Raw genomic sequence first — 26882 nt, forward strand, 5'->3', positions numbered from 1 at the left:
CGCCGCCTGACGCTGTTTACGGGGTGTTATCCGGGACGCGCGAGACTTGGGCGCGGACTAGGATCGGGCGCGGCGCGTCCGGCCGGAAATCGGTGGACGGGTTTCGGGTCTCGGGATCATGCGGGCGAAACGGACGAGCCTCGTCCACATCATCTACTTCTCGCGCCTCAACCTGTCGTCGGACGCGGCCAAGCGGTCCGAGCAGATCGGCGAGATCGGCCGGATCGCGCAGAAGAAGAACGAGTTCGCGGTGATCACGAGCTTCCTGGTGATCGAGGGCAACTTCGCCTGCCAGGTGATCGAGGGCGAGCGTTCGTCGGTCCATGAGACCTTCGACCGGGTCAGCGCCGACAGCCGCCACCGGGACGTTCAGATCAGCGAGTGGCGCGAGATCAACAAGCGGGAGTTCGTCCACTCGTTCAAGAGCGCCCAGCGGACCGCCGGCAACGACACGCTGTTCGCCAAGGCAAACCTGCTGCCGATGCTCCAGCGTGGGACGCCGAAGGCCTCGTCGATCCATGCCCTGTGCCTCGCCCTCCAGTCCGACACGATGTCCCGCCAGGGCATCGACCACCTCTTCGTCTGAGCCGAGCGATGTCCGAGAGCGATTCGAATCCGATCCTCATCGTCGACGACCAGGAGAAGCTCCTCCGCCTGATCGTCATGCTGATGACCCGCATCGGGTTTCCGGACGTCGAGGGCGTGACGAGCGCCACCGAGGCGCTGGAGCGGCTGCGGCAACGCCGCTACGCCCTGGTGATCTCGGATCTCGACATGGAGCCGATGGACGGCCTCAGCCTGCTCCGCGAAATCCGCGCCGACGACGTGCTGATGAACACGCCCTTCATGCTGACCGAGTCGTCCTTCGACTTCGAGGACATCAACCTCGCCCATCAGGCGGGGGCGGACGCCTTCATCCTCAAGCCGTTCGACATGGCGGTTCTGAAGACCAAGCTGAAGCAGGTGCTCAACCGCAAGCCGCGCAAGCGCGAGGCGCCGATGGCGGCGGAATCGAGCCTGAGCGTGGAGTTTCCGATGCTCGGTAAGTTCTGAGGGGAACGCCGCGATTCGTTGTTTCCGACCCTCCACCTTATCCTGAGGTGCCGGAGCGCAGCGCAGGCCTCGAAGGGGCCCTCCAGGGATCGCGCGCCTGGCTGGAGGGCTCCTTCGAGGCCCGCTGACGCGGGCACCTCAGGATGAGGTGGAGGATTGGATGGGCTGTCCCAAACGGCCTCACCCCGCCCGCTTCTGATAATCCTTCACGTCGGTGAAGCGCACGGCCGGGTAACGCTCCTCCTCGTAGCGCAGCGAGAAGGCCGTCGTCGCCATGAAGACCGGCGCGCCGTCGAGATCCTTGGCCATGGCCGAGCCGTGCGAGTCGATGAACTTGTCGAGCTCCACATCGGAGTCTGAGGACACCCAGCGGCAGACCGAGAACCGCGAGGTCTCGTAATCCACCGGCAGGCCGTACTCGGCCTGGAGCCGTTCCTTGAGCACGTCCAGCTGGAGCGCGCCGACCACGCCGACGATCGCCTGGCTGCCGTCCTGCGGCACGAACACCTGGACCACGCCCTCCTCGCCCATCTGCTGGAGCGCCTCGCGCAGCTTCTTGGCCTTCATGGCGTCGGTGAGCTTGATCCGGCGCAGGATCTCCGGGGCGAAGCTCGGCACGCCGCGGAACAGCAGATCCTCTCCCTCCGTGAGGGTGTCGCCGATCCGGAGCGTCCCGTGATTCGGAATGCCGACCACGTCGCCCGCATAGGCCTCATCGGCGATGGCGCGATCCTGGGCGAAGAAGAATTGCGGCGCCGAGAGCGAGATCGGCTTGCCGGTGCGCACCAGCCGGGCCTTCATGCCCCGGTTGAGCTTGCCCGAGCAGACCCGCATGAAGGCGATGCGATCCCGGTGGTTCGGGTCCATATTCGCCTGGATCTTGAACACGAAGCCGGTCATGCGCGGCTCGGTGGGCTCCACGAGTCGCTTGTCGGCGTCCTGGCCCCGGGGCGGGGGCGCCACCTGGGCGAGGCCGTCGATCAGGTCGCGCACGCCGAAATTGCGCAGCGCCGAGCCGAAGAAGACCGGCGTCAGGTGGCCCTCGCGGAACGCATCGAGGTCGAAGGGCTTCAGGCCGCCCTCGGCGAGTTCCACCTCCTCGCGCCACGCATCCGCGGCCCCGTCCTCGGTGAGGAGCTCGTCGAAGAGCGGATCGTCGGGGCCCGAGACCGCCACCATCCCGGCATCCTCGGCGGCGTCGAGACGGCGGACGCGCTTGCCGCCGAGCTCGTAGGTCCCGGAGAAGTTGCGGCCCGTGCCGATCGGCCACGTGACCGGGGCGACATCGAGCGCCAGCGTCTTCTCGATCTCGTCGAGGAGTTCGAACGGGTCGCGGGCCTCGCGGTCGAGCTTGTTGACGAAGGTGACGATCGGGATGTCGCGCAGACGGCAGACCTCGAACAGCTTGCGCGTGCGCGCCTCGATGCCTTTCGCGGCGTCGATCACCATGACGGCCGAATCGACCGCGGTCAGCGTCCGGTAGGTGTCCTCCGAGAAGTCCTCGTGGCCCGGCGTGTCGAGCAGGTTGAAGACGCAATCGCCATACTCGAAGGTCATCACCGAGGTGACCACCGAGATCCCGCGCTCTTTCTCGATTCCCATCCAGTCGGAGCGGGTCGAGACCCGGTTGCGCTTGGCCTTGACCTCGCCGGCGAGCTGGATCGCGCCCCCGAACAGCAGGAGCTTCTCGGTGAGCGTGGTCTTGCCCGCGTCCGGGTGGGAGATGATCGCGAAGGTGCGCCGCCGCGATACCGGATCGGCCGGCCTCGCCTCGGTCTTGGTCTGCATCAGCATGGAGCGAACGCTCTGGGTCGGCGGAACGTGATGGCGCGCCCGGGGCGCGGTCTCGGGATCGTGTAGCGGCACGCCCCGATATTGGCAAAGACACGGCGCTCATCGCGGCGTCCCTTCAGGGACCGTACAGGGGTCCGGCAACAGGCTCGGTACGCCGATCCACGCTCCGCGAGGCTGCCATGTCGCGCGCCGCAAGACGCTCACTTCTCATCGCCGCCTTGTTGGTGTCCGCGGCGGGGCCCGGCCCCATGGCGGGCGGCGTGCCGGCCCCGACCGCGGCCGCAGATGCCGCCTTCCTCGATGCCCTGACCTGGGGCGCCACACCCTCGGCCTTCACGCAGTTGGAAGCCGAGGGACGGGTGCGCTGGCTGCACGCGCAGCTCCATCCCCCCGCCGAAACGCGGCTGCCCCCCGACGCGCAGGCCGCCATCGACGCGCTGACCCCGCCGGGCAGCCAGTTCGAGCGGGCCCAGGCGCTCGACGGGCAGGCGAAGGCGTTCAGGGACATCCAGGATCCCGAGGCCAGGAAGGCCGGGCAGCAGGCCTTTCAGGCGGCACTCAATACGGCGGCGCGGAACGCCGCGTCCTCCTGGGTGCTGCGCGCCCTCTATAGCCCGGACCAAGTGCGCGAACGGCTGACGTGGTTCTGGTTCAACCGGTTCAACGTGCACCAGGGCAAGGCGACGCTGCGGGCGGCGGTGGGCGACTATCTCGACACGGCGATCCGCCCCCACGCGCTCGGGCGCTTCCGCGATCTGCTGATGGCGAGCCTGCGCCATCCGGCGATGCTGCGCTACCTCGACAACGCCGACAACGCCGCCGGCCGAATCAACGAGAACTACGCCCGCGAGATCATGGAGTTGCACACGATGGGTGTCGGCTCCGGCTACAGCCAGGCCGACGTGGAGGCATTGGCGCGGATCCTCACCGGGGTCGGCATCGACCTGAAGACGGAAGATCCGAAGCTCCGGCCCGAGCACGCCGCCGACTTCCGCCGCGACGGCCTGTTCGTGTTCAACCCGAACCGGCACGATTACGGCGACAAGGACTTCCTGGGCGCGCACGTCGCGGGCCGCGGCTGGGCGGAGGTCGAGCAGGCTCTGGACCTGATCGCCCGGCATCCCGCCACCGCGGCGAACGTGTCCCGAGCGCTCGCCACCTATTTCCTCGGGCAGGCGCCGGACGACGCGCTGGTTGCCCGGCTCGCCGCCGTCTTCACCCGCACGGACGGCGACATCGCCGCCGTGATGGAGGCGCTGGCGCGCGAGCCGGCCTTCGCGGCCGAGCGCGGCACCTTCAAGGATCCGGTCCGCTACGTCTTCTCGGCCCTGCGCATGGCCTACGACACGCGCGTGATCCTCAACGCCAGCCCGGTGCTCGGGTGGCTGAACCGGCTCGGCGAGGGCCTGTTCAACCGCTCGACGCCGGACGGCTATCCCCTCGACGCCGCGGCCTGGAGCGGCCCGGGTCAGCTCGCGACGCGGTTCGAGATCGCGCGGCAGATCGGATCCGGCCCGGCCGGCCTGTTCAGACCACCGGGCCCCGACCAGACCGACCAGCCGGCCTTCCCCGTTCTGGCCAACGGGCTCTACTTCTCGACCCTGTCGGGCACGCTCTCCGCGTCGACGCGGGCGGCCCTCGCCCAGGCGGTGTCGCCCCAGGACTGGAACACCCTCTACCTCGCCTCGCCGGAGTTCATGCGATGAACCGTCGCGATCTGATCCGCGCCTCGGCGGCGTTCGGCCTGTCCACCGTGGCCGGGCGCGTCTGGGCGGCTCCGAAGGCCGATGCGCGCCTGCTCGTGGTGTTCCTGCGCGGCGCCTACGACGCCGCCAACGTGGTGATCCCCACCGGCAGCGACTTCTATTACCGCTCTCGACCGAACCTCGCGATTGCCAAGCCTGATACATCTGACCTTAAGGCGGGGCTGTCGCTCGACGCCGACTGGAGCCTGCACCCCGCGCTCCGCGAGACGATCCTGCCGCTCTACGCCAAAGGTCAGGCGGCCTTCGTGCCCTTCGCCGGCACCGACGATCTGACCCGCAGCCATTTCGAGACCCAGGACACGATCGAGATGGGCCAGACGGTCGGCGCTGCGCGCGACTACAATTCCGGCTTCATGGCACGCCTCGCCGCCGAGTTGACCCGCGTCCGGCCGATCGCCTTCACCGACCAGATGCCGCTGATCTTCCGGGGCGGCGACACAGTGCCGAACATCGCCATCAACGGGGTCGGCAAGCCCGGCATCGACGACCGGCAGGCACGCCTCATCGCCGCCATGTACAGCGACACCAAGCTGGCCGCCGCCGTAACCGAGGGGTTCCGGGTCCGCGACGCGGTCTATGAGTCGATCTCCGACCACGCGGCGCAGGCGGATCGCGGCGCGGTCTCGCCGAAGGGCTTCGAGCTGTCGGCGCGGCGGATCGGCCGGCTGATGCGCGACACGTTCAATCTCGGTTTCGTGGATGTCGGCGGCTGGGACACCCACGTGAACCAGGGCGCCGGCACCGGCTACCTCGCCGACCGGCTGGGCGAGCTCGGGCGCGGCCTTGCCGGCTTCGTCGAGGAGATCGACTCGGGCTGGTCCGACACCGTGGTGGTGGTCCTGTCCGAGTTCGGCCGCACCTTCCGGGAGAACGGCAACCGCGGCACGGATCACGGCCACGGCAGCGTCTACTGGATTCTCGGCGGCGGCGTCCGCGGTGGCCGCATCGCGGGGCCGCAGGTGCGGGCCGACGAGACGCACCTGTTCCAGAACCGGGACTATCCGGTGCTCACCGACTACCGAGCGCTCCTCGGCGGGCTGTTCCGGCGCCTTTACGGCCTCGATCAGGCGAGCCTGCGCCGGATCTTCCCGAGTGCCGACCCGGCGGAACTGGCGCTGCTGTAGAGGACCGATCCGGTCACGCCGCCGCGGCGGAGAGCGTACCGAGGTCCCGGACCAGCTCGTCCACCCGCTCGGGTTTCGCATCCCAGGCGAACATGAACCGCGCCCCGCCACCGATGAAGGTGTAGAACCGCCAGCCCCGGGCGCGCAGCCCCTCCATGGTGGCGGCCGGCAGCGTCAGGAAGACCGCGTTGGCCTCGACGGGAAACAGCGCCCGCACCCCCGGCAGCCCGGCAACGGATTCGGCGAAACGCCGGGCGCAGGCGTTGCCGTGCGCCCCGTTCCTCAGCCACGCGCCGCTCTCCAGCATGCCGACCCATGGGGCCGCCAGAAAACGCATCTTCGAGGCGAGCTGACCGGCCTGCTTGCACCGGTAGCCGAAATCCTCCGCGAGCCTCGGATCGAAGAACACCACCGCCTCGCCGGCATGCATGCCGTTCTTGGTGCCGCCGAAGCACAGGACGTCCACGCCCGATTGCCACGTCATCTCGGCCGGGCTGCAGCCCAGGCTCGCGCAGGCATTGGCGAAGCGCGAGCCGTCCATGTGGAGCGCGAGGCCGAGGTCGCGGCAGGTCGCCGACAGCGCGCGCAGCTCGGCGAGGGTGTAGACCTGACCGGTCTCGGTCGGCTGCGTGACGGTCACGACCCGCGGCCGGGGGAAGTGAATGTCGCTGCGGTTCTGGGCGAGCCCGCGGATCGCCTCCGGTGTCAGCTTGCCGCCCTCGGTCCGGACGGTGAGCAGCTTGGACCCGTTGGAGAAGAATTCCGGCGCGCCGCACTCGTCGGTCTCGACATGGGCCGAATCGGCGCAGATCACGCTGTGGTAGGACTGGCACAGGGCCGCCAGTGCCAGGGCGTTGGCGGCGGTGCCGTTGAACGCGAAAAACACTTCGCACTCGGTCTCGAACAGCGCGCGGAACGCGTCGGCGGCCCGGGCTGTCCAGGGATCTTCGCCGTAGGCCGGCGCGTGGCCGCGATTGGCCGCCTCCATGGCCGCCCAGGCTTCGGGACAGATGCCCGAATAGTTGTCGCTGGCGAATTGCTGCGAGTCGTCGTGTCTCATCCGAGCAACCTACCACGCGGCAGCCGAAGTTCGATCGCGCGGACAGGTTGGAACTGGTGCGCGCTTGGTGTAATGACCCCGCCAAGGCGTGGGCTCCACGCCGATTCGGAAACCGACGTTCCCGTCCCTCCCGGGCGCAACCGGGCGAGGGACGTTGCCGGTTTCCAGATCGGCGGCGGGCTACGCGAGCCCCGAAATCCAGGTCCAGAGGATCAAGTCCGTTGCAGGTACTCGTTCGCGACAACAACGTCGATCAAGCGCTCCGCGTCCTCAAGAAGAAGATGCAGCGCGAAGGCATCTTCCGCGAGATGAAGCAGCGCAAGGCTTATGAGAAGCCGTCCGTGCGCAAGGCCCGCGAGAAGGCCGAGGCCGTCCGCCGCGCCCGCAAGCAGGCCCGCAAGACCGCGATCCGCGAGGGTCTGATCGCCGCGCCGAAGCCGAAGCCCCGTTTCCCCGCCGGCGGCCGTCGCCCCGGCTTCCCGTCCCCGACAGCTGCGCAGGCGCAGGGCGGCAACGCCTCGGGTCAGGTTCCGGTGAGCCCGGCTCCCGCCGCCTGATTGACCGCACGCGCTCTTGAAGGAGCCCGGCCTGCGCAAGCAGCCGGGCTTTTTCTTTGCGACGTGACGGAAGCGGAGCGGTCAGAGCGCCCGCGCCATGGACTTATAGTTTGAACGCTACGGTTGAGGCGTCCCTCTCCGTCATCACGAACGCAGCGAAGTGACCCAGGGCAGCGCGACCTGAGGAGATGTGCCGCTGCTGGATTGCTTCGCTCCGCTCGCGAGGACAGCGGAGTTGACGGGAACAACCGGTACCGGGATCACGCCGCCTTGGCGGCGATCGTCGCGCGCTCGGCCTGGACCAGCACGTCCAGAGCCCGCCACGGCTTCTGCATGTAGACCGCCTGATCGGGCAGGCGCGCGTCGCGGCTCGCCCCGGAGGTGACGATCACGCGCACGTCCGGCCAGCGACGTCCCACCGCCTGGGCCAGGGAAATGCCGTCCATGGCACCGGGCAGGCGCACGTCGGCGAAGAGCAGCGCCACGGTGACGTCCGGCCGCTCCAGCACCGAGAGGGCCGCCTCCGCACTCTCACAGGCGATCACGCCGAGATCCGTCTCTTCCAGCACCGCGGTCGCGAGATCGCGTACCGCCGCGTCGTCCTCGACGACGAGGGCGACGGGGCTGGAACTGTCGGGCGTTGCGCGATCCATAAGAGTCTCCTGATGCCGGTGCGTTGCCCCTTGACGGGTCACGGTCCCATAGACGGGCTTCTGATTCCCCGATTCGGCCATGCTGGCCTGTCAGGAGCCGGCTCACAAGAGTCGGCGCGATTCGGTCGACGAATGCCTGCCCTGCAGCCATGCGGCGACACTTTCGAGCGAAACGCCTGAAATTGGCGCAGCGCACGCGCGGTTAAGAAACTGTTCACCGAAGTGGACCGACTGTTAACCTGCTGCTGCGGTGGAACCGGCCCGGTGGGACCTCCCATCGGCTTCAACGCGGATCAGAGCTGAAGGATCAACGTCCGACATGTGCCGTTTCCTCGCCTACAGCGGTGAGCCGGTCTTCCTCTCCGACCTCGTCTGCGCGCCGACCCATTCGCTCGTGCACCAGTCGCTGCACGCCGACGAGGGGAAGACTGAAACCAACGGCGACGGCTTCGGCATCGGTTGGTACGCCGAGCGCCCAGAACCCGGTGTCTACCGCGACATCTCTCCGGCGTGGTCGGATGAAAACCTCGTGAACCTCTGTGGGCAGGTCCGGGCGCGGACCTTCTTCGCGCATGTCCGCGCCTCGACTGGCACGGCCACCGCGCGGGCGAACTGCCATCCCTTCGTGCACGGCCGGCACCTGTTCATGCACAACGGCCAGATCGGCGGCTACCATCGGATCAAGCGCCGGCTCGAAGCGCTGATCCCGGACGCGTATTATGACCAGCGCCGCGGCAGCACCGATTCCGAGGCAATCTTCCTGCTGGCCCTGGCCAACGGCCTCGAGACGGACCCGATCGGCGCCATGGCGCGGACGCTGAGATCCATCCGTGAGCTGATGGAGGTCGCCAACGTCTGCGAGCCGCTGCGCTTCACCGCGCTGCTGACCGACGGCGAGACGCTCACCGCCTACCGCTGGGCCTGCGACGGCCGTCCACCGAGTCTGTATTTCCGCGAGGGGCCGGGCGGCATCGTGGTCGTCTCGGAGCCGATCGACGGGTGCCGCGACGGCTGGAAGGTCGTGCCGAAGGGTGGCACGCTCCGCGCGCGCCATGGGGCGGCGACGGTGGTGGAAGTCCCCGAACCCACCCGCGCCGCTGCCTGAATACAAGCGAGCCCAGCCATGCCGTCCCGGGGATTGTCGGGGCGCGCCCTATGGCCACATTCCGCTCGCGGCCGATGGTGCGGCCGAGCGGGAATCAGCCGATGTATCCGGATACCGAGCTTCACATCGCGGGACGCTGGCGCGCGGGCGCCGACCGGGCAACCCTTGGCGTCCTCAACCCGGCCACCGGCGAGACCATCGGCCAGTGCGCCGTCGCCACGCAGGCCGATCTCGACGAGGCCCTCGCGGCGGCCGCCCGCGCATTCCCGGCGTGGCGGAAGGTGGCGGCGTTCGAGCGCGCCAAGGTGATGCGCAAGGCCGCCGACCTGATGCGTGCGCGGGTCGACGAGATCGCCCGGACGATGACCCTGGAGCAGGGCAAGCCGCTCGCCGAGTCGCGCATGGAGACCCTGGCGGCGGCGGACATCATCGACTGGTTCGCGGAGGAGGGTAAGCGCGCCTACGGCCGCGTCATCCCGGGCCGGGCCGACGGCGTGCTGCAGGCGGTGATCCGCGAGCCGGTCGGTCCGGTCGCCTGCTTTACCCCCTGGAACTTCCCGATCAACCAAGCGGTCCGCAAGATCTCGGCGGCGCTCTGCACCGGCTGCACGGTGATCCTGAAAGGCCCCGAGGACACGCCGGCGAGCTGTGCCGCCCTCGTCCGCGCCTTCCTGGATGCCGGCATCCCGGGCGACGCGCTCTCGCTGGTCTACGGCGATCCCGAGACGATCTCGTCCTACCTGATTCCGCATCCGGTGATCCGGAAGATCTCGTTCACCGGCTCGACCGTGGTCGGCAAGAAGCTCGCCGCGCTGGCGGGCGAGCACATGAAGCGGGCCACCATGGAACTCGGCGGCCACGCCCCCGCGATCGTGTTCGGCGACGCCGATGTGGAGAAGGCGGTCGCCGTCCTTGCTCCGTCGAAGTTTCGCAACGCCGGACAGGTCTGCGTCTCGCCGACGCGCTTCCTGGTGCACGATTCGGTGTTCGACCGCTTCGTCGAGGGCTTCACCAACTTCGCCAAGACCCTCAAGGTCGGCGACGGGCTGGATCCGGACACCAAGATGGGACCGCTGGTCCACGGGCGACGGGTCGACGCCATAGCGACCCTGACCGCCGATGCCGAGTCGAGCGGCGCCAGCCTCCGCGCCGGCGGCCAGCGCATCGGCAACCAGGGCAACTTCTTCGAGCCGACGGTCTTCACCGAGGTGCCACTCACGGCGCGGATCATGAATGAGGAGCCTTTCGGCCCCGTGGCGGCGATCAACCGCTTCTCGGACGACGAGGAGGCGCTCACGGAGGCCAACCGCCTGCCCTATGGCCTCGCGGCCTACGCTTACACCCGCTCCGCCGAGCGGGCGGCCCGGGTGTCGAACGGGGTCGAGAGCGGGATGATCTCGATCAATCACCACGGTCTCGCCCTGCCTGAGACCCCATTCGGCGGCGTCAAGGATTCCGGCTACGGCAGCGAGGGCGGGCCAGAAGCGCTCGACGCGTATCTCGTGACCAAGTTCGTCACGCAGGCGAACTTCTGATCGGCCGGTCGGCGCATCAATAATGGGGAGGCGGTGGCTCCGGCCCCCGCGGCGCGGCCCGGGCCGCCGCCTCCTCGACCTGTTCCCGCAACCCCTCGACCTGTCGCACCAGCCGGTCGATCAGCCGCCACTGCTCCGTCACGGTCCGGTTCAGATCCTCGATCGTCGCCTCCTGCTCGGTGAGACGCATTTCCAGGCGGTCGATCCGGTTCGGCTCGTCCATCTCCGATCTCCAATCAGACCACGGGCCATCCGCGGCCGATCGGCCGGGGTCGGAGAACCGATGCCGAGGGCTGATCGTCTTCGCAAGCCGGTAGGGGCCCGTCCGGATGCGAGGCACCAAAAGATCCCGCGAATACCAATTTTCCCTATGCTCATATCGCGCGACATTGATCGCGAAATCGTTACCTGAAGTCCTGCGACATCAATATACAGATCTATTTCACAGTCTATTTCGGACTATTTTCGCTGAATCCGGGCCCGCGTAAGAGCTGTCTTGTCAATTTTTAAACGATCTTACCGCTTGTATACTCGCCGACCACTGGGTCCGGCTGCAGGCAAGGAAGAAGATGTTCGGTTCACGTGCGGACTCGCTGGTCGCGGCGGTCGACCGGGCAATGGCGCGGGTTGAGTTCGACCCGTCCGGCACCGTCATCGACGCCAACACCCTCTTCCTGGATCTGGTCGGCTACACGCGCGCGGAGGTCTGCGGGCGCCCCCATGCGCAGTTCGTGACCGAAGCGGAGCGCGCGGGGCCCGGTTACGCCGCGTTCTGGGAACAGCTGCGCACCGGGCGTCACGTGGCCGGCGACTTCACGCGCCTCACGAAGTCGGGGCAGACCATCCGCATCCACGGCTCCTACAACCCGGTCCTCGATCGCCACGGCAAGGTGATCAAGATCGTGAAGCTCGCCACCGACGTCACGGAAGAGCGCGGGCGCAGCGCGCGCGACGCCGGCTGGATCGCGGCGCTCGATCGCTCGCAGGCGGTGATCAGCTTCACGCTGGACGGCATCATCACGGACGCCAACGCCAACTTCCTCACGACCCTGGGCTACACCCTCGACGAGGTGCGCGGCCAGCATCACCGGATGTTCCTGCCGGCGGACGAGGCCGCGGGCGCGGACTACGCGGCGTTCTGGACGGCCCTCGGCGCTGGGCGCCATCAGGCCGGCGAATTCCGCCGGGTCGGCAAGGGCGGCCGCGCGGTCTGGATCTTCGGCACCTACAACCCGATCTTCGACGCCGACGGGAAGCCCTGCGCGGTCGTGAAGTTCGCCACCGACGTGACCCGGCAGGTGGAGGACCGGCAGCGCCGCGGCGACGGTCAGCGCGCCATCGACGCGGATCTCTCCGCGATCCGCGAGTCGATGAGCCGCGTCGTGCAGCAGGCTGACGGGACCACCCAGGCCGCGAACCAGACGGCGCACAACGTCCAGGCGGTCGCCGCGGGTTCGGAGGAGTTCGCGGCCTCCATCGAGGAGTTGAGCCGCCACGCCCTCCAGGCGAAAGCCTCGGTCGACAAGGTCGTCACCCGCGCCGAGGAAGCGGGCGCCATCGTGGTGGGCCTGACCGGTGCAGCGGACCGGATCGGCGCCGCCGTGAACCTGATCCGCTCCATCGCCGACCAGACGAACCTGCTGGCGCTCAACGCCACCATCGAGGCCGCGCGGGCGGGTGCGGCCGGCAAGGGCTTCGCGGTCGTGGCCGCCGAGGTCAAGGCGTTGGCCGAGCAGACCGCCCGGGCCACCGGCGAGATCGGCACCCAGATTGCCGCCGTGCAGACGGAGACGGCCCGGGCGGTCGCGGCCATCGACGGGATCGGCGGCACGATCGAGCAGCTCAGCGAGATCTCGCTCAGCGTGTCGTCCGCCGTGACCGAGCAGGCGGCCGTGACCCGCGACATGACCGAGAACATGCAATCCGCCGCCCAGAGCGTCGAGGCGGCCCGCGCGGCCATCGCCGAGATCGCGACCTCGGCGGCCCTGGTGGACGCCTCGGTGCGGAAGGTCTCCGAAGCCGCCCGCGCCCTCGCCTGAACGGGCGACGCCGTCCCCGCAAGCGGCGTCCCGCCGACCGCTCGCGCGGGATGATCAGGGGCACCGCGGAGCTAGGTTGACGCCCGAAGACGCCGTTACGCGGCCCGTGCGGCAGCCGCGTCGGCCACGGCGACCCGGTCGCGGCCGCCGTTCTTGGCGGCGTAGAGGGCGGTGTCGGCGCGCCGCATCAGCGTCTCGTACCCGACCCCGTGGCGCAGCTGCGCGACTCCGATGCTCACGCTGACGCGCAGCTCGGGGATTTCGGGCACGTGGAGTTCTGCGAAGGTGCGGCGCAGCTCCTCGGCGCGGGCCAGGGCTTCGGCGGGCGAGACTTCCGGCAACAGGCAGGCGAACTCCTCACCGCCCAGGCGCCCCAGGAGCGCGTCCGGCGGCAACAAGGACGCCGCCATGGCGCAGAACCCGACCAGCACCGCGTCGCCCACGGCGTGGCCATGAACGTCGTTGACCGCTTTGAACCGGTCGAGATCGACGAGGAGCAGCGCGCCGCCCCCGCCTCCCAGAAGGGCGGCGTCAACGGCATCCGCGAACGCACGGCGATTTCGGACGCCCGTGAGCGCGTCCGTGGAGGCGGCGATGCGCTGCTCGCGCTCAGCCCGCTCCTTGACCAGCGCCATGAAGGTGAAGGCCGAGGCGATCGAGAACAGCATGGTGACGAAGCACAGGACCGCCACCCAGGGCGAGGCAAGCGGATTCGGGCCGATCAGGGGCGGCGCCAGGAGCGTCGATGGGATCCGCACCAAGTAGAAGGCGCCTTGCAGGCTCAGCACGATGCCGGCGCTGATCCGCGAGGCGAGGCGCTCGGCACGGCCGCGCCAGATTTCTGCGGCGGCCGCGCCGCAGTAGACGGTAGCCACGGCCGAGGCGAGGAGGACGCGCAGCTCGATCGACGCGTAGAAGGCCGGGACGCAGCAGAGGACGCCCCACAAAGCCGCGCCCGCCATCGCGACGTCCAGGCGGGCCGCCCGGCGCTCGAAGGAGCGGACGCCACTCCAGATCAGTCCGTAGGCGGCGAGCACCACGGCGTTGGCCAACCCGATCGACACCAGGTCCGGGATCTGGCCGCGCAGGGCCAATCCGGCAGAGCCAACCGACCCGACGAGATGCGCCGCTCCCCACAGGGCAAGGGCGCGGGAGTCGGGCGCCTGCCGCCAGGACGCCAGGAACAGCGTGCCGACCAGCAGGGTCGTCGCGGCACTGACGATCAGCAGCGTGGTGGGGTCAAGGTGCACGACCGTCCATCGATCTTCAGTCCTGGGCGATCCCCTGCCGTTCAGGCTCAGAAACGATTCGCCCAGAGCGATATCCGTAGAATAAAAACTTAATCAAACTCCCCGCCCTGCACCACCACGGTCTACGACACCGCCTTGCGGCAGGCTGATCGGGCGATTGCACCCAATCCCCCCCCTCATTCTGAGGGCCCGCGCCAGCGGGCCTCGAAGGAGGGTTCCAGGGATCGCAGCGCGCTCTGGAGGGCTCCTTGGAGGCCGGGCGATCTGCGATCGCCCGGCACCTCAGGATGAGGGGATTGGGTTGGACGGCCTCAGCCCGCGTGGATCACCGGAACCGCGGGCGCGCCTTCCCACTCGGTGCTGGCGGGGATCGACTCGCCCTTCATGACGATCGTTAGCGGGCGCAGCCGCGCGAAATCCCCGACCTTGGTGTCGTACAGAACCGTCGAGAACGCCCCCACCGAGACGCCCTTACCCACGACGACGCGGCCGATCTTCATGATCCGGTCCTCGTACAGGTGGGTCTGAAGCGCCGAGACACGGTTGATCGTGGCGTAGTCGCCGATCGTCACGCAGTCGAACTCGGTGATGTCGGTGGTCAGCATGCACACGCCCCGGCCGACCTTCACGCCGAACAGGCGCAGCACCCACGGCAGGAACGGCGTGCCCTGGAGATGCTCCAGCAGCACCTTGCCGGCGAGCCCCCAGTAGGCGACCGCGATGGCCTCGGTGCGCATCGCCCACCAGGACCACATCGGCTGCATCCCAGGTTTGTAGACACCCATCAGCAGCCACTTCATCGCGATGACCGCGCTGGACTGGATCAGCGCGATGGCGACGCTCGCCACCACGAAGCTGACGGCCAGGCCCCACCAATCCTGCTCCAGGATGGCGGGATAGAAGTACCAGTCGATGACCGTGATCGCGAGAGTGATGTAGAGCATCGGCGAGAACGAGGTCGCGAACGCCTCGAAGATGCCGCGCCGGACCTTCGGCCACATGCCGGGCTCGTAGGTCTGCGCGGTCGAGCCGAGATCGACCTTCTGTCGGGCCGGCAGCCGGATCGGCGGTGAGCCGAACCACGTCTCGCCCGGGCTCATGGCGTCGTTCGCGGGCGGCTTCGACTTGATGCCGATCAGCACGTCGTCCGGAATGACGGCGCCCGGCGGCACCACGGCGTCGTTGCCGACGAAGACCCGCGCCCCGGTCCGGGTCGGCTCCAGATGCATCCAGCCGCGCCGGATCTCCTCCTCGCCGTACACCACCTCGTCGGCGACGAAGTTCTTCGCGCCGACCTCGGCGAGGTCGTAGCGGCCGGCGAGGTTGGTCGAGATTTCGGCGCCGTGGCCCATGTTGGCGCCCATCAGCCGGTACCAAGCCCGCATGTAGACCGTGGCGAACAGCGACGAGAGCGTCTCCAGCGTCACCTCGACGGCGAGCGCCAGCGACCACTTGCGCAGGTAGAACAGCGAGTGGACCGAGTAGGTGCCCGAGCGCGTCCGCGGCAGCACGACCCAGCGGATGCCGGCGATCAGCAGCACCGTGCCGGCGGTCATCAGCATGGCGGTGGGCCATGTGAGGATCGGCAGGTACCAGTGATAGTCGACGTCGGTGATGTCGGAGAGTGAGTCCGAGATCTGGTCGAAGATGAAGAAGGCCGGAAAGATCGGCAGCAGGCCCACCGCCGGGATCGCGCCGAGCAGCACCACGTAGGCGGCCATGAAGGCGGTCCGTCGGAGGAAGGACGCCTCGGCAGGCGCCGGCAACTCAGCCGGATCGGCCGTTCCGACCTTGCGGCCGGGCGAGCCGTCCCAGCGCTCGGCGGCGCCGACCCGCGTGCCGGCCGGGATCGTGGTGAGGTCGGCGATCTCGGCCTGGGGGCCGATCACCGTGTCGTGGCTCAGCACGCAGGAGGTGCCGACCGCCGCATCCGCGCCGATCTCCACCCGGCCGATCACCAGCTCGTTCCCGACGATCTCGGCATTGGCGATGACCAAGCGGCCGCCGAGCGACGCCCCGTCGCCGATCGTCAGGAGGTCGGGCGCGCCGACCTCGATGTCGGAGATCAGGGTATCGCGGCCGACCCTGGCACCCATCAGCCGCAGGTAGATGGCGATCGCCGGCGAGCCCTGCAGCCACTTCACGTGCACCAGGGGCGCCAGCCGCTGCGCCAGCCACCAACGGTAATAGTACACGCCCCAGAGCGGGTAGCGGCCGGGTCTGGTGCGGCCGAGGATCAGCCATTTGCCGGCCACCGCCGCCACCGCCGTCACGCCGTTGATGCCGATGTAGACGAGGAGGAGCACCCCGAGTTCGGCGAAGAAGCTCAGGCCGCCGCCGGTCAGCAGCAGGTAGGTCACGAACATGCCGAGCCACTGCGCAGTGGCGAGCGCGATCACGAAGGGCAGCGCGACGAGCTGCGCGAGGCCGCAGAAGGCCCGCCGCAGCAGCGGCGGCGGCTCGAAGCTCAGGTCGCGCAGAGCCGCCGCGGCGCCCATGCCGCCGGTGCGGGCGATCAGCGCGTCGGCCATCGCCCGCATCGTGCGCAGGGCGTAGACGTCCGGCAGGGTGATGCCGGCCAGCGCCGGGCTCTCGCGCACCGCCGAGACGAAGCGCGCGGCGAGCAGCGAGTGACCGCCGAGGTCGGAGAAGAAGTCGCCCTCGAGCGCGATCGGCTGGTTGCCGAAGACCTGCTTGGCGGCGGCGACGAGGGCGGCCTCGGTCTCGTTGGCGGGCGGCTCCTGCTCGCCGTCGGCGGCGACCACGGTGAGCGGGGCGATCTTGAGCGCCTTGCGGTCGACCTTGCCGGAGGTGAGCCGCGGGAGGGTCTCGGCCACCTCGAAATGGCCCGGCACCATGTAGGGCGGCATCTGGCCGGCGAGGGTCTTGCGCAGAGCCGCGGTGTCGATGGCGCGGCCGCGCTCCGGGATCAGGAAGGCGACGAGGCGGTCGACGCCGTCATCCTGCCGGAGCACCACGGCGGCTTGGTTGATCTCGGGGACGCTGCGGATCCGCGCCTCGATCTCGCCGAGTTCCACCCGGAACCCGCGGATCTTGACCTGATCGTCGATGCGGCCGTGGAAGACGATCCGGCCGGCGGAATCGAGGGAGACCGCGTCGCCCGAGCGGTAGAGGACCGGGTCGGTCCCGTCCGACGCGAAGGGGTTGGCGATGAACTTTTCCGCCGTCAGCTCCGGCCGGGCGAGGTAGCCCCGCGCCACACCGGGACCGCCGATCAGCAATTCGCCCTGCTGGTCACGGCCGAGGAGGCTCAGATCCTCGCCGGCCACGTAGACGGAGTAGTTCGGGATCGGGCCGCCGATCGTCACCGGCTCGCCGGGACGCATCTCGGCGGCGGTGGCCACCACCGTGGCCTCGGTCGGCCCGTAGGTGTTAAACAGCTGGCGCGTCCCGGTCGCCCAGCGGGCGACCAGTGGCTCGGGCAGCGCCTCGCCGCCCAGCAGCACGAGGCGCACCGTCGGCAGGTCGCCCGAGATCATCGCCAGGAGAGTCGGCACGGTGTCGAGCACCGTGATCTTCTCCGCCTCCAGGATGCCGGGCAGAGATTCCACGTCGCCCATCATGGCGGGGCTCGCCACGAACAGGGTCGCACCCACGAGGTAGGGGACCCAGATCTCCTCCATGGAGAGGTCGAAGGCCACCGAGGCGCCCTGGAACACCACGTCGTCGGCGCGCATCCCGTAGAGGGCGTTTCCCGAGCGCAGGAAGTGGCAGATGTTCGCGTGGCTGATGACGATGCCCTTGGGCACGCCGGTCGAGCCCGAGGTGTAGATCAGGTAGGCCGGATGCTCGGGTGTCAGCCCGGCGGCGCGGGCATCGGGCACGGACGCGTCGGCTGGCGTCCCGGCGTCGAGATCCGCTGGTGTCAGGGCCGGCGCCGCGTCGGGCGCGGCGGGCTTGAGGGCCGGCGAGACCAGCAGCGCCTTGGCGGCGGCATCCGTCAGGCAGACGCCCACCCGGTCGGCTGGCGCCTCGGCGTCGAAGGGCAGCCACGCGGCGCCCGACAGGGTGATGCCGATCTGCGCCACGAGGAGATCCGGCCCGCGGGCCATCCAGAGCCCGACCACGTCCCCGGGCCCGATCCCGCGATGGGCGAGGCCGGCGGCGATGCGCCCCGCGCGGGCGGCCACCTCGGCGTAGGTCAGGCGCGGGTGAACGCCGCCCGCCTCCACGCGCGCGCCGTCGATCAGGCAGGGATGGTCGGGGCGGCTGCGGGACGAGTCGAGGAAGACCTCGGCCAGCACCTCGTCGCGGATCAGGTCAGGGCGGTGCGCGCCGCGCAGGATGGCAGCCCCGTCGCCGGAACGCTCGCGCTCCCCGGCCGGGCCAGGCCGGGTCTTCTCGGCGACGTCGCTCATCCGCTGCTCCGCTGGCCGCCCGCTCGGGGCGGCGCTTACCGTGGCCGCCGCCCTATAGCCCGCCGATCGTGCCGTTATCGAGGCGGGTGTGCACCGCCCCGGCGCACGGGATCAAGCCCAGCGCCAGCCGCCGGGCTCCAGGACCAGGACCTCGCCCTGGCGGATGCCGAGGCGGGGCGCCGTGTAGGGGTCGAGATGGCCGAGCGCCACGAGGGCCGCCCGGGCGACGCCGCCATGGGCGACGACGACGGCGTCGCGCTCCAGTCCGGCGAGTGCCGGGGCGACCCGCTCCACCAGTGCGGCGTAGCTCTCGCCGCCGGTTCCGGGCGGCCGGTGACGCCACCGGTCGCGCTCGCGGCCCGCGGCTCCGGCCGGATCGCGGCGGCGGATCTCGGCCCAGGTGGACCCTTCCCAACTGCCGAAGCCGATCTCCCGCAGTCGCGGGTCGACGCGGTAGGCCTCGTGCGGCAGGCCGAGCGTCGTGCGCAGGATCTCCATGGTGCGCCGCGTCCGCTTGAGCGGGCTCGCGACGAAATCCGCCTCGGCGAGCGTTGAACCCGCGAGGGCGGCGAGACGGTCGGCAGCCGCCACGGCCTGCGCCTCACCGAGGGCGTTGAGCTCGGTGTCGCGGCCGCCCTGGAGGCGCCCCTCGGCGTTCCAATCGGTCTGGCCGTGCCGGATGAAATAGATCGTAGCCAACCCTCGCGTACCCCGTCCTGCGCAGGCGTCCGGAACGGCCGGGATCCCTGGCCGTTCTCGCCGTCGGTCGGCAACGTCCGGAGACAGGTCCTGCCTATGTCCAAGAAGCACGGCAAGCATCATCGCGGCCAGAAGCGCGGCGGCGGCGTGACAGATGGGGATGACCTGAACAAAACCCCAGGATCGGAGCGGCCCTCGACCGCCCGTTGGGCAACCGCCGTCGACGACGTCGCCGGAACGGCTCCCGACGCGCTGAGCGGCCACCGGCAGGTTACGATCCCGGCGGCTCCCGGCATCGTCGCGGTGGAGCCCGGCGCATCCTTCGATCTCTCCTCGGTGGACTGCGACGCCGATGGCGGCCTCGACAAGACTTGGGCGAAGGAGGCGCTGGACGCCGAGCGGGCCCGCATCGTCGGCTTCCAGGAGCGGCTCTACGCCGAGCGGAGCCGCAGCCTGCTGGTTGTCTTCCAGGCGATCGACACGGGCGGCAAGGACGGCACGATCCGGTCGGTCCTCAAGGGCGTGAACCCGCAGGGTTGCACGGTGACCTCGTTCAAGGTGCCGTCGAGCGACGAACTGGATCACGACTTCCTGTGGCGTTACCACGCCCGCACGCCCGGCCGCGGCCTGATCGGCGTCTTCAACCGCAGCCACTACGAGGACGTCCTCGTGGTGCGGGTGAAGGGCCTCGTGCCCGATGCGGTCTGGCAGAGCCGCTACGGGCGGATCAACGACTTCGAGCGGCTGCTCACCGAGTCCGGCACTACCATCCTGAAGTTCTTCCTGCACATCTCGAAGGCGGAGCAGAAGAAGCGTCTGGAGGCCCGCATCGCCGATCCCGAGAAGCACTGGAAGTTCGATCCGGCCGACCTCGTCGAGCGGAAATCCTGGGACGCCTATCAGCGGGCCTTCGCCGACGCGCTGTCGCGCTGCTCCACGCCCTACGCCCCATGGCTGGTGGTGCCGGCCAATCACAAGTGGTTTCGCAACTACGTGATCGCCAAGACGGTCGCGGATACACTGGAGGCGATGGACCCGCGATTCCCCGAAGCCGCCAAGGGGATCGCCGACCTGACGGTCCCGGACTGAGGAAGGAGCCCGGCATGCTGACGGTGCGCGAGGTCTCGGTCTCGGGCTACCGCTCGCTCCGTCGGATCGGCTTCCCGGTCGACGACCTGTCGGTTTTCGTCGGCGGCAACGGCACGGGCAAGACCAACCTCTACCGGGCGCTGGAGCTGCTGCAGGCGGCGGCCCGGGGCACCCTGACCCGTGACCTCGCCGCCGAGGGCGGCATGAACTCGGCGCACTGGGCCGGCCGGCGCCGGCAGGGAGAGCCCGCCCGGATCCGCCTGTCCGCCACCCTGCGCGACGACCGCACCGGGCAGGACTTCACCTACGCGGTCGAGATCGGGCTCGTCCCGCAGGCCGGTGCCGAGATCTACGGCGCGGCCTTCCGGCACGAGCCGCAGATCAAGACCGAGCGCCTGTCCGTCCGGACCGGAGGCCGCACGGCGGTGATCCTCGACCGGGACGGAAGAAGCGGCTTCGTCCGCGACGCGGACGGGCGCAAGCAATCCCTCGGCATCGACCTCCTCGCCACCGAGACGGCGCTCGGCAGCGCCCGGGTCGCCACCGGCCAGCCGGAGATCGCCTTCGTGCGCCTGGCGATGACGGCGTGGCGCTTCCACCACGGGTTCCGGACCGACGCCGAGTCGCCCCTGCGGCGGCCCTGCCTCGCGGTGACCACGCCGACGCTGGCCTCGGACGGGTCGGACCTCGCGGCGGTGTTCGCGACCCTGGTCCATATCCGCCAGGACACGAACGACCTCGACGAGGCCGTGGACGGCGCCTTCCCGGGGGCGCGCCTGATCGTGCCGGAGCCGGGGCGGGAAGCCAGCTTCGGCGTGACCTTCCCCGACTTCCATGGCCGGGTCTTCGCCGCTTCCGAACTCTCGGACGGGACCCTGCGCTTCCTCGCCCTGGCCGGCGCGCTGCTCGGCTACCGGCTGCCGCCGTTCATCGCCCTCAACGAACCCGAGACGAGCCTTCATCCCGATCTGATGGACCCGCTGGCCCGGCTGATCGCCCGGGCGGCGGCGCGCACGCAGGTCTGGCTGGTGACGCATTCCGAGCGGCTGGCGGACGGTGTCGCCGAACACGGAGGCGCCCGGCCGCGGACCGTGCTGAAGCGCGACGGCGAGACCTGGATCGAGGGGCTGCGGCTCTCGGGGTCGTTTGGCGATGAGGCGGATTGAGTCGCGACGGCCTCACGGGCCTCCGGAGGCATCGTCGCGCAAGGCCGGGCGCCGCGCCGGCTGAAGCGCTGTCGACCCCTCCATCCAACGCCCTCATCCAGAGGTGCCGCAGCGCAGCGGAGGCCTCGAGCCAGCCGCGCGATCCCTGGAGCCCTCCTTCGAGGCGGCTGCGCCGCACCTCAGGATGAGGGAAGTTAACTCGGATGCGCCTGAGCGTTGGCCCGCCCTGACGCGGCGGGTCAGTCCTTGTCGAGGGTCAGGTCAGGCGCGTCGGGGTTCTTCATGCCGACGACGTGGTAGCCCGCATCCACGTGCAGGATCTCGCCGGTCATGCCGGCGGCCATGTCGGAGACGAGGTAGGCCGCCGTCTCGCCGACCTCGCCGATGGTCACGGTCCGGCGCAGGGGCGCGTTGTACTCGTTCCACTTCAGGATGTAGCGGAAGTCGCCGATCCCCGAGGCGGCCAGGGTCTTGATCGGACCGGCCGAGATGGCGTTGACGCGGAGATTCTTCGGTCCGAGATCCGCCGCGAGATAGCGGACCGAGGCTTCGAGGGCCGCCTTGGCGACACCCATGACGTTGTAGTGCGGCATCCACTTCTCGGCGCCGTAATAGGTCAGCGTCACGAGGGAGCCGCCGGGCCGCATGATCTTCTCGGCGCGCTGGGCCACCGCGGTGAACGAGTAGCACGAGACCAGGAGCGACTTGGTGAAGTTGTCCTCGGAGGTCTCGATGTAGCGGCCCGTCAGCTCGTCCTTGTCGGAGAAGGCGACGCAGTGGACGACAAAGTCGATTCCCTCGGGGAACACCCTGGCCGCCTCCGCGAACACGGCGTCGATCGTGGCCGCCTCGGTGACGTCGCAGTGGCCGATGACGTGGGCGTCGAGTTCCTTGGCCAGCGGCTCCACCCGCTTGCGCAGGGCGTCACCCTGGTAGGTGAAGGCGAGTTCCGCCCCGTGGGCGCGGGCGCTGCGGGCGATGCCCCAGGCGATCGAGCGGTTGTTGGCGACCCCGAGGACGATGCCCCGCTTGCCCGCCAGAAGGCCCTGCCCGTGTTCCGCCATGATCGATCCCGAAGCCTCGCGGCACCGCCCGGCGCCGGGGGGCCTCCATACCGGAGGCGGCCCGGAGACGGAAGTCCGGGCCGCCTCCGGGCGCGTTCACGTGCGGACGGCCCCGTCAGGCCGCCTTGGCGCCGCGCCGCCCGCGGGCGAATTCCAGCAGCGCCGCGTCCTCGTCCTGCGGCAGCATGATCGCCGTCGTGGCGAACAGATCGCCCGGCGTGCCGTCCTTCTTCGGCAGTCCCTTGCCGCGCAGGCGGAAGGTACGACCGGAACTCGTCATGGCCGGCATCTTCATCTCGACCGCGCCGGTCAGGGTCGGTACGCGGATCGTGCCGCCGAGGACGGCGTCCTCAAGCGGCACCTCGACGGTCGTGCGCAGGTCGGCCCCGTCCACGGTGAAGCGCGGATGGGGGCGGATCCGGATCGTCAACAGCGCGTCGCCCGCTTCGCTCCGGGGGCCGCCGGGCTGCCCGAGGCCGCGGAGCCGGATGGTCTGGCCATCGACCACGCCGCGGGGGATGACCACGTCGACCTCCCGCCCGGTGGGCAGGTAGAGGCGCAGCTTCTCCTCGCTCGCCACCTGCTCCAGGGTGACCGACAGCTCGGCGGCGACGTCCTCGCCCTTGGGTGCCTGGCGCTGGCCGCCCGGGCCGGCGCCGCCCGCGCGGAAGGCCTCGCCGAAGATGTGCGAGAAGATGTCCTCGCCCATGCCACCCATGCCGCCCTGGCGGGCCCGGGCCATGTTCTCGAAGTCGTAGCCGCCGCCGCGTCCGCCGCCGAAGCCGCCGCCGAAGCCCTCGAAGCCGGTCGCGCGCGGCTTGCCCTCGGCGTCGATCTCGCCGCGGTCGAACTGCTTGCGCTTCTCGGCGTCGCCCAGGATCTCGTAGGCCGCGTTCGCCTCGGCGAAGCGGTCCTTGGCCTTCACGTCGTTCTTGTTGCGGTCGGGGTGGAAGTCCTTGGCGAGCTTGCGATAGGCCTTCTTGATCTCGGCCTCGCTCGCGCCCTTGGCCACGCCCAGCACGTCGTAGGGATTGCGCATGGAACTCTTGGCTGTGCGGTGTGGGGTCTGAACCCCGATGTGGGGAGAATGTTGCATCCCTGCAACGGTCAGCGCTGCGAAAGTCTGCGGGTTCGCGCGTGACGTCAAGCGTCGGATCTCGTCCGACGCAAGCTCGGGCCTACCTTGGTGCGGCGGACGACGGGACGCGCACCCGGACGGGCCCGCGCCGGGGACGCCGCCACGATACGGAGATCCGATGCACTACACCTGCGATCATGTTCATCTGCGCAGCCGCGACGCCATGAAGGCCGCGGCCTTTTACGTCGACACGTTCGGGGCGCGGGAGGTGAAGCGCGTCGGCGAGGATCCGGTGCAGCGCGTGGTCCTCGATCTCGGTGGCCTGACCGTGTTCATCGAGCAGGCGCCGGACCAGGTCGCCCCCGCCACGCCGACGCCCTGTCTCGGCATCGAGCATATCGGTCTGCGGGTTGCCGACATCGAGGCGGCGATGGCCGATCTCACCGCGCGGGGCGTTCCGGTCCGGACCGGCATCACCGAGCGCGGTCCCGGCCTGCGCATCGCCTTCGTCGAGGGCCCGGACGGGGCGCTGATCGAGATCCTGGAACGCAAAGCCTCCTGATGACCGAAACCGCGCGATGATGGCGACGACGGTGCCTTCCGGACGCTGCCGGGGCGAACTGCTCGCCTTCACCCTCCTGCTGATGCTCACCCTCGCCAGCGGGGCCGTAAGCCGCCCGTTCACCGACGCCGCCGGCCGCACGGTCGAACTTCCCGACCGCATCGAGCGGGTGCTGGCCGCCGGGCCGCCGGCCTCGGTGCTGGTCTACACCCTGGCTCCGGAGCGGATGGTCGGCTGGGTGAGCGCCCCCACGCCGGCAGCCCTGCCCTATCTGGAACCCCGGACCCGGTCGCTGCCCGCCTACGGGCGGCTCACCGGCCGCGGCGGCACCGCCAATGTCGAGGCCGTGCTGGCCGCCAGGCCCGACCTGATCGTCGATGCGGGGAGTCTCGGCCCGACCTACGCCTCCCTCGCCGACCGCGTGCAGGCGCAGACCGGGATACCCTACATCCTGCTCGACGGCAGCTTCGCCCGGATACCCGAGACCTACCGGCAGCTCGGGGCGGCGCTGGGACTTCAGGCCGGGGCCGACGCGCTGGCCGCCGATGCGCAGGATCTGATCGGCACGGTGGCGAAGGCGGTCGCGTCCGTTCCTGAGGATCGGCGGCCTCGCATCTACTACGCCCGCGGGCCGCGCGGGCTGGAGACGGGCTTCGCCGGCTCCATCAACACCGAGCTGCTGGAGGTGGCCGGCGGTCGCAACGTCGCCCAGGGCGGCGACGGGCGTCTCGGCAGCGTCTCCGCCGAGCAGGTCCTGGCCTGGAACCCCGAGGTCATCGTCACCCTCGATCCGGCCTTCGCGGCGGCCGTGCGCGGAGATCCGATCTGGCGGGACGTGGCGGCGGTCAAGGCAGGCCGCGTCTACGTGGCGCCGCAGCAGCCGTTCCCGTGGTTCGATGCGCCGCCGGGGGTCAACCGGCTGATCGGGCTGCGATGGCTGGCCGGCATCCTCCATCCGGACTTGTTCCCGGAACCGATGGATGCGGTGATGCGCGGCTTCTACCGCCGCTTCTACCACGTCGATCTCGACGCCGGGCAGGCCGCGGCGCTCCTCGGGCCCGCGGACGCGAAGCGGTGAGCGGCCATCAGGCCGCCGCGGCGAGCGCGAGGCGGGCGCCGCGTGGCCTGCGGCTGTCGGCGACGCTCCTGTCCGGACTCGCCGTCCTGGCGCTCGCGCTGCTGTCGCTGGCCGTCGGCAAGTACCCGGTCGGCCTTGAGCATCTGGCGGACGTGCTCGGCCATCGCCTGCTCGGCCTGCCCGCCCGGGCGCCGGCCGCGGTCGAGACCGTGGTGATGCAGGTCCGACTGCCCCGGGTCGTGGCGGCCCTGGTGGTGGGCGCGGCCCTGTCGGCGGCGGGGGCGACCTATCAGGGCCTGTTCCGCAACCCGCTGGTCTCCCCCGACATCCTCGGCGTTTCGGCCGGCGCCGGGCTGGGGGCAGTGCTCGGGATCTATCTCGGCCTCCCGGTGGCGCCCATCCAGGGCATGGCGTTCCTGGGGGGCCTCGCGGCGGTTGCGGCCGTCTACGGCGTCGGTCTCGCGGTGCGGCGGCAGGATCCGGTGCTGACCCTGGTCCTGGCGGGGGTGGCCGTCGGCGCGGTGCTGGGCGCCGGCATCTCCCTCCTCAAGGTCCTGGCCGACCCCTACAACCAGCTGCCGGCGATCACCTTCTGGCTCCTGGGGAGCCTGTCCTCGGTGACGCTCGGCGATGTCGGCGCCGTCCTGCCGATGCTCCTCCTCGGCCTCGCGCCGCTGGTGCTGCTGCGCTGGCGCATGAACCTGATGAGCCTCGGGGACGAGGAGGCGCGGGCGCTCGGCGTCGAGACGCGGCGGCTGCGCCCGGTCCTCATCGCCGGGGCGACGCTGATCACCGCGGCATCCGTCTCGATGACCGGGGTGATCGGCTGGGTCGGACTGATCGTGCCGCACATCGCCCGCCTGCTCGTGGGACCGGATTACCGAAGGCTGCTGCCCGCCTCCGTCACGCTCGGCGCCGGCTACCTGCTGGTCGTCGATCTGATCGCCCGCGCCGCGGGGACGATCGAGGTGCCCCTCGGCATCCTCACGGCGCTTGTCGGTGCCCCGTTCTTCCTGTGGCTTCTGGCGGCCGGACGCAGGATCGCCTGATGCTCCTCCAGGTCCAGGATCTCGCCTTCGGCTACGGCGCGCGGGCCGTCGGCACGGACGTATCGTTCGATCTCGATGCGGGCGAGGTGCTGTGCCTCCTCGGGCCGAACGGCGGCGGCAAGACGACGTTGTTCAAGACGCTGCTTGGCCTGCTGCCGGCCCGGGGCGGCCGGATCCGGCTGGACGGCACCGACCTGTCCCGGCTGTCGCGGCGTGCGGTCGCCCGGACCGCCGCCGCGGTGCCGCAGGCGCATGCGGCCTACTTCCCCTTCACGGTGCGCGAAGTCGTGGTGATGGGGCGCGCCAGCCGGATCGGGCCGTTCTCGGCGCCGGGACCGGCCGACGAGGCTGCCGCCGAGGCCGCGCTCGTCACCTTGGGCATCCGCCACTTGGCCGAAAAGATCTACACCGAGATCAGCGGCGGTGAGCGGCAGCTCGCCCTGATCGCCCGGGCGCTGAGCGGCGCGCCGCGGCTCCTGATCATGGACGAGCCGACCGCGAGCCTCGACTTCGGCAATCAGGCGCGCGTCCTGGGGCAGGTGCGCCGCCTCGCGCGGGCCGGAATCGCCGTGATGTTCTCGACCCATGATCCCGGCCACGCCCTCGCCTGCGCGGACCGTGTCCTCGCCCTTCACGGTGGCGGGCTCGTCGCCTGCGGGCCGCCGGCCGCGACGGTCACCCCGGCGCTGCTGCGCCTGATCTACGGCATCGACGTGGTGGTGGCCCCGCTACCCGGGATCCCCGCGCCGGTTTGCGCCCCCGTCATCGCCTGAGCGTGGCGC

The 26882-nt window shown here is 70.1% G+C and carries 23 protein-coding genes; 14 read left to right on the top strand and 9 right to left on the bottom strand.

The features are described from left to right. The first annotated feature begins 118 nt into the window (after positions 1 to 118). Positions 119 to 586, top strand: coding sequence for a BLUF domain-containing protein (locus MMSR116_RS03060; RefSeq protein WP_010683805.1), 468 nt, complete (start codon positions 119 to 121; stop codon positions 584 to 586). Between the two features lie 8 nt (positions 587 to 594). Further along, complete coding sequence (locus tag MMSR116_RS03065; RefSeq protein WP_010683804.1) at positions 595 to 1053, top strand: response regulator; 459 nt, start codon at positions 595 to 597, stop codon at positions 1051 to 1053. A 180-nt stretch (positions 1054 to 1233) separates the two neighbouring features. Here the strand turns inward: MMSR116_RS03065 and MMSR116_RS03070 are convergent, their stop codons facing one another. Further along, on the bottom strand, positions 1234 to 2847 hold the full coding sequence (locus MMSR116_RS03070; RefSeq protein WP_010683803.1) for a peptide chain release factor 3: 1614 nt from the start codon (positions 2845 to 2847) through the stop codon (positions 1234 to 1236). Positions 2848 to 3026: 179 nt separating this feature from the next. On the opposite strand from MMSR116_RS03070, the gene MMSR116_RS03075 reads away from it, so the two are divergent. Together MMSR116_RS03075 and MMSR116_RS03080 are read left to right on the top strand one after the other, a co-directional pair. Next, the gene (locus MMSR116_RS03075; protein WP_039893118.1) at positions 3027 to 4553 is read left to right on the top strand and encodes a DUF1800 domain-containing protein; all 1527 of its coding nucleotides are present in this window, start codon (positions 3027 to 3029) and stop codon (positions 4551 to 4553) included. Beyond that, positions 4550 to 5737, top strand: coding sequence for a DUF1501 domain-containing protein (locus tag MMSR116_RS03080; protein WP_010683801.1), 1188 nt, complete (start codon positions 4550 to 4552; stop codon positions 5735 to 5737). The genes MMSR116_RS03075 and MMSR116_RS03080 overlap by 4 nt, the downstream gene beginning before the upstream one ends. 13 nt (positions 5738 to 5750) lie before the next feature. On the opposite strand, the gene MMSR116_RS03085 is transcribed toward MMSR116_RS03080, so the two are convergent. Further along, the gene (locus tag MMSR116_RS03085) at positions 5751 to 6797 is read right to left on the bottom strand and encodes a threonine aldolase family protein (protein ID WP_010683800.1); all 1047 of its coding nucleotides are present in this window, start codon (positions 6795 to 6797) and stop codon (positions 5751 to 5753) included. Between the two features lie 221 nt (positions 6798 to 7018). On the opposite strand from MMSR116_RS03085, the gene rpsU reads away from it, so the two are divergent. After that, entirely contained in the window at positions 7019 to 7354 is a 336-nt protein-coding gene (gene rpsU, locus MMSR116_RS03090) for a 30S ribosomal protein S21 (protein WP_010683799.1), read from the top strand. Positions 7355 to 7614: 260 nt separating this feature from the next. On the opposite strand, the gene MMSR116_RS03095 is transcribed toward rpsU, so the two are convergent. Then, a complete protein-coding gene (locus tag MMSR116_RS03095; protein ID WP_010683798.1) occupies positions 7615 to 8007 on the bottom strand; it encodes a response regulator in 393 nt (130 codons plus the stop codon). Between the two features lie 319 nt (positions 8008 to 8326). Between MMSR116_RS03095 and MMSR116_RS03100 the strand changes: the two genes are divergently transcribed. Both MMSR116_RS03100 and MMSR116_RS03105 read left to right on the top strand, forming a co-directional pair. Beyond that, a complete protein-coding gene (locus MMSR116_RS03100; protein ID WP_010683797.1) occupies positions 8327 to 9112 on the top strand; it encodes a class II glutamine amidotransferase in 786 nt (261 codons plus the stop codon). A gap of 101 nt (positions 9113 to 9213) precedes the next feature. Continuing rightward, positions 9214 to 10647 (top strand): NAD-dependent succinate-semialdehyde dehydrogenase, encoded by a 1434-nt coding sequence (locus MMSR116_RS03105; protein WP_010683796.1) that lies wholly within the window; start codon positions 9214 to 9216, stop codon positions 10645 to 10647. 16 nt (positions 10648 to 10663) lie between these two features. Here the strand turns inward: MMSR116_RS03105 and MMSR116_RS03110 are convergent, their stop codons facing one another. Further along, positions 10664 to 10870 (bottom strand): SlyX family protein, encoded by a 207-nt coding sequence (locus MMSR116_RS03110; protein ID WP_010683795.1) that lies wholly within the window; start codon positions 10868 to 10870, stop codon positions 10664 to 10666. A 346-nt stretch (positions 10871 to 11216) separates the two neighbouring features. Between MMSR116_RS03110 and MMSR116_RS03115 the strand changes: the two genes are divergently transcribed. Continuing rightward, entirely contained in the window at positions 11217 to 12686 is a 1470-nt protein-coding gene (locus tag MMSR116_RS03115) for a methyl-accepting chemotaxis protein (protein WP_010683794.1), read from the top strand. A gap of 95 nt (positions 12687 to 12781) precedes the next feature. Here the strand turns inward: MMSR116_RS03115 and MMSR116_RS03120 are convergent, their stop codons facing one another. From MMSR116_RS03120 to MMSR116_RS03130, 3 genes are all read right to left on the bottom strand, one after another. Continuing rightward, entirely contained in the window at positions 12782 to 13936 is a 1155-nt protein-coding gene (locus tag MMSR116_RS03120) for a GGDEF domain-containing protein (protein WP_010683793.1), read from the bottom strand. Between the two features lie 311 nt (positions 13937 to 14247). After that, entirely contained in the window at positions 14248 to 18315 is a 4068-nt protein-coding gene (locus tag MMSR116_RS03125) for a Pls/PosA family non-ribosomal peptide synthetase (RefSeq protein ID WP_010683792.1), read from the bottom strand. 111 nt (positions 18316 to 18426) lie between these two features. Next, positions 18427 to 19014 carry a histidine phosphatase family protein gene (locus MMSR116_RS03130; RefSeq protein ID WP_010683791.1) on the bottom strand — a complete coding sequence of 196 codons (588 nt, stop codon included), beginning with the start codon at positions 19012 to 19014 and terminating at the stop codon, positions 18427 to 18429. Positions 19015 to 19110: 96 nt separating this feature from the next. Here MMSR116_RS03130 and MMSR116_RS03135 point away from each other — a divergent pair, with 96 nt between their 5' ends. After that, on the top strand, positions 19111 to 20103 hold the full coding sequence (locus MMSR116_RS03135; protein ID WP_010683790.1) for a polyphosphate kinase 2 family protein: 993 nt from the start codon (positions 19111 to 19113) through the stop codon (positions 20101 to 20103). A gap of 14 nt (positions 20104 to 20117) precedes the next feature. Next, a complete protein-coding gene (locus tag MMSR116_RS03140) occupies positions 20118 to 21269 on the top strand; it encodes an AAA family ATPase (protein WP_010683789.1) in 1152 nt (383 codons plus the stop codon). 239 nt (positions 21270 to 21508) lie between these two features. Here MMSR116_RS03140 and fabI read toward each other — a convergent pair whose 3' ends face one another. Continuing rightward, on the bottom strand, positions 21509 to 22333 hold the full coding sequence (gene fabI / locus MMSR116_RS03145; protein ID WP_010683788.1) for an enoyl-ACP reductase FabI: 825 nt from the start codon (positions 22331 to 22333) through the stop codon (positions 21509 to 21511). A gap of 115 nt (positions 22334 to 22448) precedes the next feature. Beyond that, the gene (locus MMSR116_RS03150) at positions 22449 to 23372 is read right to left on the bottom strand and encodes a DnaJ C-terminal domain-containing protein (RefSeq protein WP_010683787.1); all 924 of its coding nucleotides are present in this window, start codon (positions 23370 to 23372) and stop codon (positions 22449 to 22451) included. A 217-nt stretch (positions 23373 to 23589) separates the two neighbouring features. Here MMSR116_RS03150 and MMSR116_RS03155 point away from each other — a divergent pair, with 217 nt between their 5' ends. From MMSR116_RS03155 to MMSR116_RS03170, 4 genes are read left to right on the top strand one after another with little or no spacing between them, the layout of a single operon-like run. After that, positions 23590 to 23973, top strand: a complete 384-nt coding sequence (locus tag MMSR116_RS03155) for a VOC family protein (RefSeq protein ID WP_010683786.1) — start codon at positions 23590 to 23592, stop codon at positions 23971 to 23973. A 16-nt stretch (positions 23974 to 23989) separates the two neighbouring features. Continuing rightward, on the top strand, positions 23990 to 25051 hold the full coding sequence (locus tag MMSR116_RS03160) for an ABC transporter substrate-binding protein (RefSeq protein ID WP_010683785.1): 1062 nt from the start codon (positions 23990 to 23992) through the stop codon (positions 25049 to 25051). Further along, positions 25048 to 26100 (top strand): iron chelate uptake ABC transporter family permease subunit, encoded by a 1053-nt coding sequence (locus tag MMSR116_RS03165; RefSeq protein ID WP_010683784.1) that lies wholly within the window; start codon positions 25048 to 25050, stop codon positions 26098 to 26100. The genes MMSR116_RS03160 and MMSR116_RS03165 overlap by 4 nt, the downstream gene beginning before the upstream one ends. Then, positions 26100 to 26873, top strand: a complete 774-nt coding sequence (locus MMSR116_RS03170) for an ABC transporter ATP-binding protein (RefSeq protein WP_010683783.1) — start codon at positions 26100 to 26102, stop codon at positions 26871 to 26873. The genes MMSR116_RS03165 and MMSR116_RS03170 overlap by 1 nt, the downstream gene beginning before the upstream one ends. Positions 26874 to 26882: the final 9 nt, after the last annotated feature.

The organism is Methylobacterium mesophilicum SR1.6/6 (assembly GCF_000364445.2).
Taxonomy (GTDB): domain Bacteria; phylum Pseudomonadota; class Alphaproteobacteria; order Rhizobiales; family Beijerinckiaceae; genus Methylobacterium; species Methylobacterium mesophilicum_A.

Excerpts from the sequence above, each read along its gene's own strand:
- MMSR116_RS03060 (WP_010683805.1), top strand. The coding sequence starts at position 119 with ATGCGGGCGAAACGGACGAGCCTCGTCCACATCATCTACTTCTCGCGC.
- MMSR116_RS03065 (WP_010683804.1), top strand. The coding sequence starts at position 595 with ATGTCCGAGAGCGATTCGAATCCGATCCTCATCGTCGACGACCAGGAG.
- MMSR116_RS03070 (WP_010683803.1), bottom strand. The coding sequence starts at position 2,847 with ATGCTGATGCAGACCAAGACCGAGGCGAGGCCGGCCGATCCGGTATCG.
- MMSR116_RS03075 (WP_039893118.1), top strand. The coding sequence starts at position 3,027 with ATGTCGCGCGCCGCAAGACGCTCACTTCTCATCGCCGCCTTGTTGGTG.
- MMSR116_RS03080 (WP_010683801.1), top strand. The coding sequence starts at position 4,550 with ATGAACCGTCGCGATCTGATCCGCGCCTCGGCGGCGTTCGGCCTGTCC.
- MMSR116_RS03085 (WP_010683800.1), bottom strand. The coding sequence starts at position 6,797 with ATGAGACACGACGACTCGCAGCAATTCGCCAGCGACAACTATTCGGGC.
- MMSR116_RS03095 (WP_010683798.1), bottom strand. The coding sequence starts at position 8,007 with ATGGATCGCGCAACGCCCGACAGTTCCAGCCCCGTCGCCCTCGTCGTC.
- MMSR116_RS03100 (WP_010683797.1), top strand. The coding sequence starts at position 8,327 with ATGTGCCGTTTCCTCGCCTACAGCGGTGAGCCGGTCTTCCTCTCCGAC.
- MMSR116_RS03105 (WP_010683796.1), top strand. The coding sequence starts at position 9,214 with ATGTATCCGGATACCGAGCTTCACATCGCGGGACGCTGGCGCGCGGGC.
- MMSR116_RS03110 (WP_010683795.1), bottom strand. The coding sequence starts at position 10,870 with ATGGACGAGCCGAACCGGATCGACCGCCTGGAAATGCGTCTCACCGAG.
- MMSR116_RS03115 (WP_010683794.1), top strand. The coding sequence starts at position 11,217 with ATGTTCGGTTCACGTGCGGACTCGCTGGTCGCGGCGGTCGACCGGGCA.
- MMSR116_RS03125 (WP_010683792.1), bottom strand. The coding sequence starts at position 18,315 with ATGAGCGACGTCGCCGAGAAGACCCGGCCTGGCCCGGCCGGGGAGCGC.
- MMSR116_RS03135 (WP_010683790.1), top strand. The coding sequence starts at position 19,111 with ATGTCCAAGAAGCACGGCAAGCATCATCGCGGCCAGAAGCGCGGCGGC.
- MMSR116_RS03140 (WP_010683789.1), top strand. The coding sequence starts at position 20,118 with ATGCTGACGGTGCGCGAGGTCTCGGTCTCGGGCTACCGCTCGCTCCGT.
- fabI (WP_010683788.1), bottom strand. The coding sequence starts at position 22,333 with ATGGCGGAACACGGGCAGGGCCTTCTGGCGGGCAAGCGGGGCATCGTC.
- MMSR116_RS03150 (WP_010683787.1), bottom strand. The coding sequence starts at position 23,372 with ATGCGCAATCCCTACGACGTGCTGGGCGTGGCCAAGGGCGCGAGCGAG.
- MMSR116_RS03155 (WP_010683786.1), top strand. The coding sequence starts at position 23,590 with ATGCACTACACCTGCGATCATGTTCATCTGCGCAGCCGCGACGCCATG.
- MMSR116_RS03160 (WP_010683785.1), top strand. The coding sequence starts at position 23,990 with ATGATGGCGACGACGGTGCCTTCCGGACGCTGCCGGGGCGAACTGCTC.
- MMSR116_RS03170 (WP_010683783.1), top strand. The coding sequence starts at position 26,100 with ATGCTCCTCCAGGTCCAGGATCTCGCCTTCGGCTACGGCGCGCGGGCC.